The organism is Rhodoluna miladensis (SeqCode) (genome assembly GCF_965234705.1).
GTDB classification, from domain to species: domain Bacteria; phylum Actinomycetota; class Actinomycetes; order Actinomycetales; family Microbacteriaceae; genus Rhodoluna; species Rhodoluna miladensis.
This window is the reverse complement of sequence record NZ_OZ248465.1, coordinates 63762-75496: the sequence shown is the minus strand read 5'-3', so window position 1 is coordinate 75496 and position 11735 is coordinate 63762. Positions and strand designations below refer to the sequence as shown.

11 protein-coding genes and 2 tRNA genes are annotated in these 11735 nt (G+C 48.6%); 5 read left to right on the top strand and 8 right to left on the bottom strand.

Features of this window, described 5'->3' with window-relative positions; genetic code table 11:
- Positions 1 to 9: 9 nt before the first annotated feature.
- The 5 genes from AC8GDC_RS00390 to AC8GDC_RS00370 form a co-directional block, all read right to left on the bottom strand.
- Positions 10 to 101 (bottom strand) — tRNA-Ser (locus AC8GDC_RS00390).
- A 57-nt stretch (positions 102 to 158) separates the two neighbouring features.
- Positions 159 to 1406: an LCP family protein gene (locus AC8GDC_RS00385; protein WP_506557908.1), complete on the bottom strand. Its 1248-nt coding sequence runs from the start codon at positions 1404 to 1406 to the stop codon at positions 159 to 161.
- A 90-nt stretch (positions 1407 to 1496) separates the two neighbouring features.
- Positions 1497 to 1584, bottom strand: a tRNA-Ser gene (locus AC8GDC_RS00380).
- Positions 1585 to 1738: 154 nt separating this feature from the next.
- Entirely contained in the window at positions 1739 to 3523 is a 1785-nt protein-coding gene (locus tag AC8GDC_RS00375; protein WP_506557907.1) for a hypothetical protein, read from the bottom strand.
- A gap of 233 nt (positions 3524 to 3756) precedes the next feature.
- Complete coding sequence (locus tag AC8GDC_RS00370; protein WP_506557906.1) at positions 3757 to 4500, bottom strand: glycosyltransferase family 2 protein; 744 nt, start codon at positions 4498 to 4500, stop codon at positions 3757 to 3759.
- Between the two features lie 322 nt (positions 4501 to 4822).
- On the opposite strand from AC8GDC_RS00370, the gene AC8GDC_RS00365 reads away from it, so the two are divergent.
- The 5 genes from AC8GDC_RS00365 to AC8GDC_RS00345 are packed head-to-tail and all read left to right on the top strand — an operon-like array spanning position 4823 to position 7903.
- On the top strand, positions 4823 to 5428 hold the full coding sequence (locus tag AC8GDC_RS00365) for a PI-PLC domain-containing protein (RefSeq protein WP_506557905.1): 606 nt from the start codon (positions 4823 to 4825) through the stop codon (positions 5426 to 5428).
- Entirely contained in the window at positions 5418 to 6047 is a 630-nt protein-coding gene (locus AC8GDC_RS00360; RefSeq protein WP_506557904.1) for an HAD family hydrolase, read from the top strand. Before AC8GDC_RS00365 ends, AC8GDC_RS00360 begins: the two co-directional genes overlap by 11 nt.
- On the top strand, positions 6044 to 6766 hold the full coding sequence (locus tag AC8GDC_RS00355; RefSeq protein ID WP_506557903.1) for a sugar phosphate nucleotidyltransferase: 723 nt from the start codon (positions 6044 to 6046) through the stop codon (positions 6764 to 6766). The genes AC8GDC_RS00360 and AC8GDC_RS00355 overlap by 4 nt, the downstream gene beginning before the upstream one ends.
- Positions 6763 to 7116, top strand: a complete 354-nt coding sequence (locus AC8GDC_RS00350; RefSeq protein WP_506557902.1) for a hypothetical protein — start codon at positions 6763 to 6765, stop codon at positions 7114 to 7116. The genes AC8GDC_RS00355 and AC8GDC_RS00350 overlap by 4 nt, the downstream gene beginning before the upstream one ends.
- Positions 7109 to 7903 carry a sugar phosphate nucleotidyltransferase gene (locus AC8GDC_RS00345; protein ID WP_506557901.1) on the top strand — a complete coding sequence of 265 codons (795 nt, stop codon included), beginning with the start codon at positions 7109 to 7111 and terminating at the stop codon, positions 7901 to 7903. The genes AC8GDC_RS00350 and AC8GDC_RS00345 overlap by 8 nt, the downstream gene beginning before the upstream one ends.
- Before the next feature lie 145 nt (positions 7904 to 8048).
- Here AC8GDC_RS00345 and AC8GDC_RS00340 read toward each other — a convergent pair whose 3' ends face one another.
- The 3 genes from AC8GDC_RS00340 to AC8GDC_RS00330 are packed head-to-tail and all read right to left on the bottom strand — an operon-like array spanning position 8049 to position 11472.
- Complete coding sequence (locus tag AC8GDC_RS00340) at positions 8049 to 8894, bottom strand: HAD family hydrolase (RefSeq protein ID WP_506557900.1); 846 nt, start codon at positions 8892 to 8894, stop codon at positions 8049 to 8051.
- A gap of 26 nt (positions 8895 to 8920) precedes the next feature.
- Positions 8921 to 10189, bottom strand: a complete 1269-nt coding sequence (serS, locus tag AC8GDC_RS00335; RefSeq protein WP_506557899.1) for a serine--tRNA ligase — start codon at positions 10187 to 10189, stop codon at positions 8921 to 8923.
- Between the two features lie 29 nt (positions 10190 to 10218).
- Positions 10219 to 11472, bottom strand: coding sequence for a glycosyltransferase family 39 protein (locus AC8GDC_RS00330; RefSeq protein WP_506557898.1), 1254 nt, complete (start codon positions 11470 to 11472; stop codon positions 10219 to 10221).
- Between the last annotated feature and the right edge of the window lie 263 nt (positions 11473 to 11735).

Here is an 11735-nt window from a genome sequence, read left to right as displayed (position 1 = left end):
GTTTTTGAGCGGAGACGAGAGGATTTGAACCTCCGAGGGGCTTTTAAAACCCCTACCTCATTAGCAGTGAGGCGCACTCGACCGGGCTATGCGACGTCTCCGAGAACTCTTGAAGTTTAGCTCAAAACCTTATTGGGTTGGGACCGGCTTCTTCCTCACTAATCCGAGCAAAGCTCGGTAGCAGCATTGGCTCCTCTTGCCCATTCTGGCAAGACATCTTCTTCTGGTTCGGTTGTGGCCGAAGGGTCTGCTTCAGGAGTTGCTGTTTCCTCCTTAACGCTTGCACCGTTACCGGTGTTGGCTTTCTTGATAACAATCGGTTGATCGTTGGCTATTCGGTCAAAGATTAACTGTGCCTGGTCATAAATGGGCTCAACTCTTCCAGCTTCTGAGCCACGCAATCCTCCGCGAGATGGAACCTGCAAGAAGGTCATCTTATCGAGGTCAACGTTTCTCAGGGCTCCGGCAAGGGCCACCATGGTGCCAAGGTCAGTCATACTATCTGAAAGCTTCATGTTTCTAGCGGCGGCGTTAGCCAAGCTATACATGTATATCGGGTTTGTTAGAACTCCCTCGTTCTTTACTTTTCTAAGTAGGGAGGTAAGGAAAACCTGTTGGTTTGAAATACGAGCTAAGTCAGATCCGTCTCCAACACCGTGTCTCGTTCTTAGGAAAGCCAGGGCTTCCTTGCCTTGAAGTGTGTGAAGGCCAGCTTCAAGCTGGAGCTTAGAATACTTGTCATCGATTGGACTTGCTACACAAACTTCAACTCCGCCAATAGCGTTTGACATCTCTATAACACCGCGGAAGTCAATCATCGCCAGGTATGGAATCTTGACACCAGTTAGGTTCTGAATGGTCAGGAGCGTGCAGACAGGTCCGCCGTATGCAATCGAGGAGTTTATTTGCTGCCTACTCATCGCTGAGAAGGAACCGCCCTCGGGATCCGGGCAAGCCGGAATTGGAACTAGAAGATCTCGGGGGAAGGAAAGAGCAACTGCGTTCTGACGGTCGGCGGAGATGTGTAGAAGCATGATGACGTCAGCTAGTTCCGAGGTGTCATCGCCGTACCCTTTTCCCTGGCCTTTTCGGGTGTCTGATCCAACGAGAAGTATGTTTACTGGACCGTTTAGGTCTTCAACGCTTGGTTGGGCAAAGGCGTTGCCTTCGGCATCAACCAGCTGAATGTTGTTTTCTTTCAAAGTGTTTGAAAGCTGGAAGACCGAGATGCCTGTCACGGCAAGCAGCGCTCCCATTCCAACAGCTAGGCCCTTGAATCCCCAGCGAACATACTTACGCCAAGGAGCTGGAGATTTTTGATTGCCGTGTCTAGGTATTTCTCTGCGAGGGCCCGAGGGTGGTCGAACCACTCTTCTAGTTGCAAAATTAGGCAGTTGATCTGACAAGTTCTACTTTTCTCCTATAAACCCGTTCCCAAGTCTATTTGAGGGTCAGGATTTAGCCCCTGCAAGCACAGCGAATTGACAGATAGAAAGTGGCGGAGGCCGTGGGATTCGAACCCACGAAACATTTCTGTTCACTGGTTTTCAAGACCAGCTCCATCGGCCGCTCGGACAGACCTCCGTATAGGAGTTTATAGGAAAGCTAGGCAGCTAGCGATGCCCAGAGAACAAGATGCCCTCAAATCTAGCGATGCATCCGGTCTCCCAAAGTTGGCTTTAGCATGGCCCTAAACAGCGCATCCGCTTCCCCAGGAAAAATAGGTAGGCTAGTCGGTTTAAGGGGTACCACTCTGCAGATTAGCTGCTAGAGAGTTCCGAACTAGAAACCGTGCGATAAATTCATCTTTGGCAAAAATTGTAACTGGCGTATAGTGCAGAAGAAGCTTATTGGGATCGCCCGCTCTAAATCTTGTGATGATGGAATTCAAAAGAGAATTCCATTGCTCAACATCATCATCCGCAGATGGATTTGATCCTGAGCAGTCGGCACCTTCAAAGAGATATATGGCATCTGACTTGTCCTCGTAGATCAAATCATGGTTGGCGCGTCTATGGAAAACATCTCCCGCTGCGAGTGGTGATGGTGGCATCCGAGCAATTCTTGGGTCTACTATTCCAATCAAGTCCGTCAAACTAGCTCTTGCAAAAAAAGCTACAGTATTTACTTCTGCTGAAGCCACTGATGAGATTTGAGGGAATGTTTTTTTCAATGCAAATCCGGCCTTTGCGAGGCAAACAACTCTTTCGGTGTAACTGTTTGCCGAATTGTCTATGTGAAGTCTGGATCCTAAATTGTAGCTTGTGCTAGGTAGGACTAAAAGTAAAGCGCTAACGGTGGCAATTGTTTTTGTTGCTGTGTTGATCCTTTTGGCTTCCAGCGAGGGACTTGGGGTCTTAATGATTACGGCAATAGAAAGCAATGATGCCGCAAGGATGGACGGGGCCGTGTACCTAGCCCAATCCAGTGGGAACCAATCACCTCCAGCAGGAATAGAGAAAAAACTCGGGACAAAAACCCAAAAAACGACGTAAAGATATGCGGCTCGTTCTTCTTGGGGTTTTCGGAAGAATGCGAGTACCACCAGGACCAAGACCGGCAATAGCCAAAATGATTGCAGCAATGTACTATTTAGGTAGTCAAATCCCTTACTCAGGTACCCTGGATCTAAACCGACAGACTTACCTGTAAGGCCAGAAGGGGCCAGACTTCCAAAAGTCAAAACTCTCCACAAAGACATAAGCCCCAAAACGCCCACTGGGATAATGACCGACCACTGGCCTTTCCATGGGTTGAGCTCTTGTGGCCGGCCTTTTGAAGCGAGATAGGTGTGTGCAGTCAAAATCAAAATTGCGGCTATTGCAACTGCGCCTAGGTCCCACCTCACGGTGAGTAAAGCAACTGAGCTAGCTGATGCAATGATCATGTTTCTGCGCATCAGAGACGAGTACAGGGTCAAGGAGAAAAATGACCACGCCAAGATGGCAAGACCTGTTGGCATAAGCGCTATAAGCGGGAGTAGCCAAACTGGGAAGAAAAATACAAATAGCCAGGCGATAAAACTCTGTTTGGTGGAGAGCTGCATCGTTCTACTCAAAACGAGAAAGATCATAATGATTGTGAACGCCGACAACCCTAGCCCGGAGACAATAACCGCTGAGTCTGCGGCTACTTTAGGAAAAAGAAAAATCATCAGGCCGGCAACCAATATGACTAGTAAATCAACTGAGCTTTCAGAAATCAAACTTCCACCGCTGATTTCTACCCCGGGAATTCCATTCTTGGAAAAGTTTTCTGCTGCCGATGCGAAAAGATATAGCTCATCCCAAAACCTTTCGCCGGATCGACTGATTGCTCCGAGGGAAGCAATTGAAGCACCGAAAGTGAATAGGGCAGCAACTCTGGCAGGGCCCACGAAAGGTAAACGAATAGATTTGGACATGAGAATTGTGGCCCCAGAAATCGACACAACAATTAGTCCGATGCCAACAGCAAATAGCAACCCCTGGTTTAGGCTTGCAAGTTGATTAAAGGGCCCATCGAATCCATCGTCCCAGGACATCCCTAGCCTCACTGAGGCAATATCCTTTCCTAATAAAGCCACTTCTGGGCTAACCAGAGCTTTGTAAATTGAAGTCGCATGCTCTGTGTCGGGATTCTCAGGTGTCAAAGACTTTAACCCGGAAAACGCTCGGGCAAGCAGCGGGACAAGAATGTAAGAAGCGAAGAATAGCGAAACTCCCACGGATACTTGGGTGACCAACGAGGGCCTCGAGCGGAAAGGCATAAAGAGCCTCATTTAGACCTCGAGATTACACTTGATTTCAATATTCGTCTAAACCTTATCAATGTCACTAAGGTCGTGAGGTAAGTTCTTACTCTCTTTCCAGCCCAAGAGCTGATTCCATTTGCTCGGTCGCTGAACTGGACACCTACCTCAATGATCTGGTCCTCATTTATGCCTGCTATGGAAAGAATTTGAGCGTCAAGAAAAAACTGTGGACTCAAATAAGGGCCCAATTGTCTTATGTAGGATTTTGGAAAAATTTTGGGTAGGGCATTGATGTCCTTAGACGCAATGCCCAACAATTGTCTGGCCAACCTGCTGTACACGGCGGAAACAACACGGCCGCTCCAAGAGTCCGAACGCACAACTCTGTTTCCCTTCACCACAAAACTAGTTAACCCTGAAATCTTGAGTTGCTCGAATCTTGTGATGAGTTGAATTAAGTCATCGGCCGAGTATTGTCGATCTGCCGAGAAAAAACATAGAAACTCTGTTTTCGCATGTTCTGCAGCAGTTGCAAGACCGCCCCCATAGCCAACATTTTGGTCTATGCAAACTACCTCTACTTTGGATGCATTTTCGGATGCAAACTCCAGCAGAGTTTGACGACTTGTATCAGAGCTTCCGTTTTCTGCAAAAACTAGGGAAAGTTCTGGGAACGAACTTAGTGCCTTGTCGATGTCCTCGAAAAGACCAGGTAGATTCTCTTCTTCGTTGAAGACGGTTATGCACAGGGTTAGCAACTTGGACATAATTTTGATCCTAAGCCCCTTTGTGCTCATCGAGGCTTACATTACTTGTGACTCCGCAGCTGACTATCGGGCAGGGGTCCTCCTGCAATAACCGAGTTGACCGCTTACCCGGATAGGCGCTTATTTGTCCTAAAGTCATTGTCCAAAGCCGGGGCCATAGTTCGTGTTACAAAAATCAATGAGAATTAGGCAACCCACGATACAAATCAACTAAATGGGCTAAGGAACGGAAAGGGTCTGGACTAAATTGGGATGAGTGAATGTGTCCAAGAGCTGGTCAAAATCCATGGTGCTATGCCACCGTGGAATTTGGAGTTCGATTTTGGAACAGAATAGTCAAAATTCTTTCAAACTCGCAGCTCTGCAGGGTATGGGTATAGAGCTTGATATCAGGGACTATCGCGCAGAGCTCGTGGTTTCTCACAATGTACCGCTTGGGAATGAGCCAAAATTGGCAGAAGTGCTGGCGGAACTTGTGGAGTTGAATTACAAAGGCTACTTAGCTCTAAACGTAAAGTCAGACGGGTTATTGGATCTGATTCAAAAAATCAAGAACCTGGATCAAATCCAGCACTTTTTCTTTGACATGGCCGCTCCCGAAGCCGTGCAATACAGATCCCGAGGATTGGCATGCGCCACTCGATTAAGTGAAATCGAAGAACCGCGGGAATCATCAAAGGTAGAAGCAGAAGCCGGAATATACTGGATGGATTCTTTTTTTGGTGATTGGTGGCTCAACATAGAGTGGGATGATTTTTTTCCAAAGGGGGCAAGAGTCTTTGTAGTCTCTCCTGAGCTGCATGGCAGGGACCATAACCCTGCTTGGGAGAAAGTCCTGACTTGGATCCAAGAGGGTAAAGATGTGGGCGTCTGCACCGATTACCCTAAAGAGTTTCTCGAGAGAATGGCGCAAATAAATGACAATTAAGGCGATTGTTTTCGATATGGATGGGACCTTGGTGGATGCTAAAGAGTGGCACTTCCATGCACTCAACGACGCCTTGTCAATTTTTGGTTTAGAAATCTCTGCACAGGACCACGAGTCGCGTTTCGACGGCCTGCCCACCCGAAAGAAACTCGAGATACTTTCTGAAGAAATGGGGTTACCTAAGAGTCTCCACAACATCATCTCCTCAATAAAACAGGATAGGACACTTAGGTTCGTTGCGAACGAGTGTTTTCCAAAGATGGAGCAGCTCCTCATGTTCCAGTGGATTAGAAGTAAGGGCCTTTTGTTGGCGGTGGCCACAAATTCAATACGAAGAACTGCTGAGCAGATGTTATCTAGCGCGGGTCTACTGGGTCAATTGGATGTTCTATTGACAAACGAGGATGTGAGTTTGCCGAAGCCCGACCCAGAAATTTACTTACGGGCGGCTTTTGAGCTTGGTGTTCTTCCACATGAATGCCTGGTCGTTGAAGATAATGAGTATGGAATTACTTCCGCCACAACCGCTGGGTGCCAAGTGGTGCGAGTATCGAAAGTAGAGCAAACCAGAATCTCACTAATAGAGACGGCTCTTTCGAATGAGGGACTCATCAAGTGAAGATTCAGACAATAGTGACAGCGGCCGGTGACAGCCGGGTTCGATTTCTGGATGCAGGGTTCCTGACCCCCAAGAGTCTCGTCAACGTTGGGGGGGGGAATGTGATTGAGGCTGCCATAAATAGCTACGTCGTTGACAAATCCAATTTTCTTGTGGCTGTAAACCGAGAAGAGGCTAATGAGTGGGGTGTTGATTCTTCAATTGTGAGTCTTTTCCCAACCGCAAAAATAGTTAAAGTGCCCACTCGAGCGCGTGGTGCCCTTGCCTCCGCATTAATGTGCGCTGACATGCTAAGTGGCGATGATCCACTTGTTATTGCAGCCGGGGATTCGATGATTTTAGGAGGTGTGGAGCAATTTGTGCGCACTTTTCACCAAAAAAACCTTGATGCAGGGACTATTGTATTTGAATCGAGCGGGTCTAGATGGTCGTACATTGCAACGGATGGCAAAGGGCAAGTTGTAGAAGTATCCGAAAAGCTACAAGTTGGCAACTTAGCGACAACGGGCGTCTTCTACTTTAGACAAGCCAAAACTTTTCTGCTGGGGGCAGAGTGGGTTCTCTTGAATAACGCCCATCTGAGCGGTAACTTTTACGTTTCCTCCGTAATGAACTTCCTAATTAAGGAGGAGTGCTCGGTGGGTTATTCGCTGATCCAGCCTGACCAGTACAAATCTTGGTCCAGGCCCATTGATTTTGCCAGTGGGAATCCCCGTTGAAGAACGAAGTTATTCGTCGGAGAATCGAAGAGTTTCCTGGAGGCTGGCTAGCAGGCGATTTTTCGCCTGCCCTTTTGAGGTCCAAGGAGTTGGAAGTCAGCATAAAACACTTCGAGGCTGGCAGTTCAGAGCCGGAGCACTATCAGCGAAGTGTGACTGAGATCACGATTGTTTTGATAGGAAGGTGTCTTCTTGCAGGTGAGGTATTGACTACCGGTGATATTCTTATAATCCCTCCCCTCCTGTCAGCCAGTTTTCATGCGGAAACGGAGGTCTTGCTGTTAGTGCTAAAGAGCCCAAGCGCCCCCGAAGACAAAGTAGTTGGTCAAGTAGGGCAAGATAATGAGTGAAGGGGTGCAGCTCGTAATACCAATGGCCGGTGAAGGTAGGAGGTTCCTCAATGCAGGTGTGCAGACTCCGAAACCACTAATAGACGTTGGCGGCATAAGAATGTTCGAGCTCGTTATTGCCAATCTCATCAGTGCGGAGGTTTCTCAGATCGTCCTAATTGTGCGCGCTGAGTTTGAATTGGAATCCATCGCGCTTCAAATGGAGCAAAAACTTGGAGTTCCGATAAAACTAGTTTCAGTTGAACAAACAACTTTGGGTCCGGCCAAGTCAGTAGCCCTCACAGAGGATCTCCTTCAAGCAAACGCTCCAGTAGTTGTAGCGAATAGCGATCAGTATGTAAGGTTTGACCCCAAATACTTTTATGAAACATTGGTCAAGGGAATCAGCTGTTCAGGTGTGATTTTGACAATGGAAGACGATGACCCCCAGTGGTCATATGCAGACCTCACGGCAGACAACGATGTTATACGCGTAGTAGAGAAACAAGTTGTCTCTCCCTACGCAACGGTTGGAATCTATGGTTTTCGTAGGGCTTCAGAAATGTTTCGTGCATTCGAGGAGATGGAGCGGATGGGAGACAAGGTAGGGGGTGAGTTCTATGTTGGACCTGCCTATAACTATCTTTCAAAATTAGAGGGTCCGGTGAAGTCGATGAACCTAGGGCCTGTTGGGCTCATCATGCACGGACTCGGTACGCCTGATGATTTGAAGCGTTTCCTAGCAACGTCAGACAGTGCCGCTGCAATTCGCAGAGCACGCGCAATCTTGGCCCCCACAATTTCTTGACCGGCATGCAAAACCACCCTTCAAAAATTGTCCTCGGATGAACTCGGGCTCATCCTCACGAAGGGTTGTGACACCCACATAAATTCAAGGCATTACTGGCCTCATCTGCGGCAGACTACGAATCAAGAAAGCTGAGTTCGCAGGGTTAGTTCTTCCTCGAGAACAAGATGCCCTCAAAGCCGGCCAGAACCCTAGCAACCCCATCATCGGTGACCGATGATGTGACATCGGTTGCTGCTAGCTGAACCTCTTCGGGTGCCTGGCCCATGGCAAAAGCTAGTCCCCCGTTGGTTTTGGCCCACTGAAACATTTCTATGTCGTTTCGGCCATCACCCATAACTAGGACTTGCCCATTGGATATACCAAGACGCTGCCTTTGGACTTCCAGAGCACTTGCCTTAGATACTCCTTGGGGGGAGATATCTAGCCAAGCTGTGTATCCAATTGCGTAGCTAACTGAAGCAAGACCAATCTTTGAGATAAGTCCAAGAAACTCATCCACATCGTGCTCTGGGGAAAGCACCACAACACGGCTAACCGGTTGGTGCATCAGCTCCTCCAGGGGAGTCTCGAAGTTTTGATCTCCTAGGGCGTAGGTGGGAAATGGTCGATGGAATCGGTAGCTTCCATCAAGATCTTCCACTGCGAAGTGTGCCTCGGGAAGATGCTCAATCAACTGAGCTAAGACTTCAGCTGGGTCAAATGTCACAACATCGGTCATCTTGAATCCCCTTGGGTGATCAAGATCTAGTTCAACTGTCACAGCTCCGTTGGAGCTGACGACAAAGCCTTGTTCTATTCCAAGGTCACGAACAACAGGGACCGCATTGGCCGCTGCGCGGCCGGTGGCAACAATAACCTCGTGGCCTAGGTCTTTGACTCTTTGGACTTCTTTGACTACCTCAGGAGATAGGTAGCCATCGTCGTGAACAAGGGTTCCGTCGATATCCAGCCCAATCAACCAGCGATCACTTGGGGAAATGCTACGCATAGCTGATTAGTTCTCTAATACTTCTTTTATGCACTCTTGGGCATAATGAATTCTTCGCCGCTAAGGTATGGGCGAAGAGCAGCTGGAATCTTGACCGAACCATTAGCTTGCTGATGGTTCTCCAAGATGGCTACCAGCCATCTGGTTGTTGCCAAGGTGCCGTTCAACGTTGCGACGGTTGCGGTCTTGCCATCAGAGGTGCGATAGCGAACGTTTAGCCTTCTAGCCTGATAGGTCGTGCAGTTAGAAGTTGAAGTTAGCTCTCGGTAATTTCCTTGCGTTGGAACCCAGGCTTCGACGTCGTATTTTCTTGCAGCAGAGGAGCCTAGATCTCCGGCTGCTGTTTCAACCACTCGATACGGCAGCTCACAAGCCTGAAGCATCTCTTCTTGGAAGGCCAGAAGCTTTTGGTGTTCTGCTTCTGCTTGTTCTGGAGCGATGTAGCTAAACATTTCTAGCTTGTTGAACTGGTGAACCCTGAGGATTCCTCGGGTATCTTTTCCGTGGCTTCCGGCTTCTCTGCGGTAGCAAGTGGACCAGCCTGCGTAGCGAAGGGGTCCATCTGTCAGTTCGATGATCTCGTCACTGTGGTAACCAGCGAGGGCGACCTCGCTGGTTCCAGTTAGATAAAGATCATCTGCTGGCAGATAGTAAATCTCGTCGGCATGCTCACCCAGGAATCCGGTTCCTGCCATTACATCTGGTCGGACTAAAGTCGGGGTGATCAGTGCTGTGAATCCAGCCTTTGTTGCCTTATCGAGAGCTAGGTTCATAAGTGCTAGCTCGAGGCGAGCACCCATTCCTTTAAGGAAGTAAAAACGAGAACCTGAGATCTTGGCTCCCCGCTCAATATCTATAACGTCTAGGGATTCACCAAGGGCAACGTGATCTTTGGGTTCGAATGAGAAGTTTGATTTGGTGCCGACTTCTTTTACAACGACAAAGTCGTTTTCACCTCCGGCAGGGACACCATGAAGAACTACATTCTCTATCTTCCAGATGATCACATCGAGCTCTTCGGCTGCAATATTGGCTGCCTCGTTAGCCGCCTTCACTTTGCCAGCTAGCTCTTGGGCTGCAGCAACAAGAGCTGCCTTTTCCTCCTTGGGCGCAGTTGAAACAAGTTTGGAGTGAGCGTTTTGTTCTGCTCGAAGGGTTTCAAACTCGGCGAGCGCCTTGCGGCGCTTGGCATCTGCTTCTGCTGCCTGATCGACTAGTTTCTCATCGCGCCCACGGGCGCGCTGAGAAGCCTTTATGGCTTCTGGGTTTTCCCTAAGGAGATTGAGGTCGATCACCCTTCAAGAATACAAGGCAACCGCCAGTTCTACTTCAGAATCAAAAACAGGAATCCTGGGGATACCTCTCTGAGCCTGAGGGCTGAAAGCGCTCCGATGTCGCTGACTTTTGCTTCTCCACAAGTTGCCAAATGGCTGTAGGAGCTAAGGTCTTCAAACTTCCATAATTCGTCATTGAATTTGTACCAGCCCGGAATCATAAGCCCAGTTCTTTCCGCGTGATAAAAAAGTGTGGGGTCCCAATCACAGCCAAGTGCCAAGACTTTTGAAGTGGGGTCTGTGTTATCCCGCAGGGCCGACACTTCCTTAGTTTGTTGGGGCTTTGAAAACGAATCCCATTGAGCTCTTGGCCCGGCCGGGCCAAACCAGGTGCTGGCAAGGGTAAGGATTGTGAGGGCAGCAACTACTCGCCTATCGCCTTGAAGAAACAGCGCCGCCCTTGACACAGCCCAACCGGCGAGCGTGGCAAGGGCAGGATAAATTGCCATGAAGTAATACTCGTGGACAAAATAGAGGTTGATGAATAGAGAAATGTTGATCAGGGCCACCAATGACATTGCAAGAAGTTCCTTCCATTCGAAGCTGCGTCTTGTCAGATGCAATGCCGGAACAAATAGCAACATTGAAGCCCCGAGAATGAGGAGTATTGGAGTGGTTGCCAACTGTAGGTAAACACCTGGATCTAATCTTTGGTCAAGTGTCCCAAAGGTCCAACTCCTAAGGCTTGAACTAGTGAGTTGATTCGTAATTGGATGAAGTGCTTTAACTTCGTCAGCAATCTCACTCCAACCCACTCCGGAGATTAGCCCTAACAAGCCCGTTAGGGTCATAGGTCCAAACTTCTTTACTAGGCTGAGCGGTTGCCAAACAATTCTCTCTGTCATTGCCAAATAAGCGAGGTAACCAGCAAACCAACCTATAGGTGTAGTGATTTTCACCAAGAAAGCCAAGATTGCTAAGAACGCTGCCAACGGGAGGAGTTTGCCCATCCCTCTTCGGCGTGCAACCTCTAGGGTGATTATGGCGCTCAAAGTGAAAGTGAGTGCAGTCGATTCGATGAGGAAAGCTGCGCCCCAGACCATTCCAAAAGGAGAGAACTCGAAAATAATGAGACTGACGTTTGCCACTGTCAGCCCGAAGAGGTGCCGAGCTAGGACCCATGTAAGGATAGCCGACACCTGAAACATGAGAAATGAAACAAATCTTCCAGAAAAGGCTTCGGTTACGCCGAGTGAAGAAACTTGAGCCGCCATAATTTGAAAAATCGGGAACTCAAAAGGCACTTGGTTTGCCTGTCCAAAAACCGGCAAGTAAGAAAACAGTGGGCTCCCCTCACCTTGAACTAAACCCCGAACGGCAAATGCAGTTTGGGTTTGTCTGAATTCGTAAGGACCAGATACAGGGAAGCCGAGTTGGATGGCTCGAGAAACAGTCCCTAGAAATAGAATCACGGCGAGAAATCCGTAGCCTGCGAGCCAGGACCGAATATTTCTCGGACCTAAATTAGAGGTGCCGGGAAGTTTTGATTCCGACGAGGGGCTCACTT

Excerpts from the sequence above, each read along its gene's own strand:
- AC8GDC_RS00375 (WP_506557907.1), bottom strand. The coding sequence starts at position 3,523 with ATGTCCTGGGACGATGGATTCGATGGGCCCTTTAATCAACTTGCAAGC.
- AC8GDC_RS00370 (WP_506557906.1), bottom strand. The coding sequence starts at position 4,500 with ATGTCCAAGTTGCTAACCCTGTGCATAACCGTCTTCAACGAAGAAGAG.
- AC8GDC_RS00360 (WP_506557904.1), top strand. The coding sequence starts at position 5,418 with ATGACAATTAAGGCGATTGTTTTCGATATGGATGGGACCTTGGTGGAT.
- AC8GDC_RS00345 (WP_506557901.1), top strand. The coding sequence starts at position 7,109 with ATGAGTGAAGGGGTGCAGCTCGTAATACCAATGGCCGGTGAAGGTAGG.
- AC8GDC_RS00340 (WP_506557900.1), bottom strand. The coding sequence starts at position 8,894 with ATGCGTAGCATTTCCCCAAGTGATCGCTGGTTGATTGGGCTGGATATC.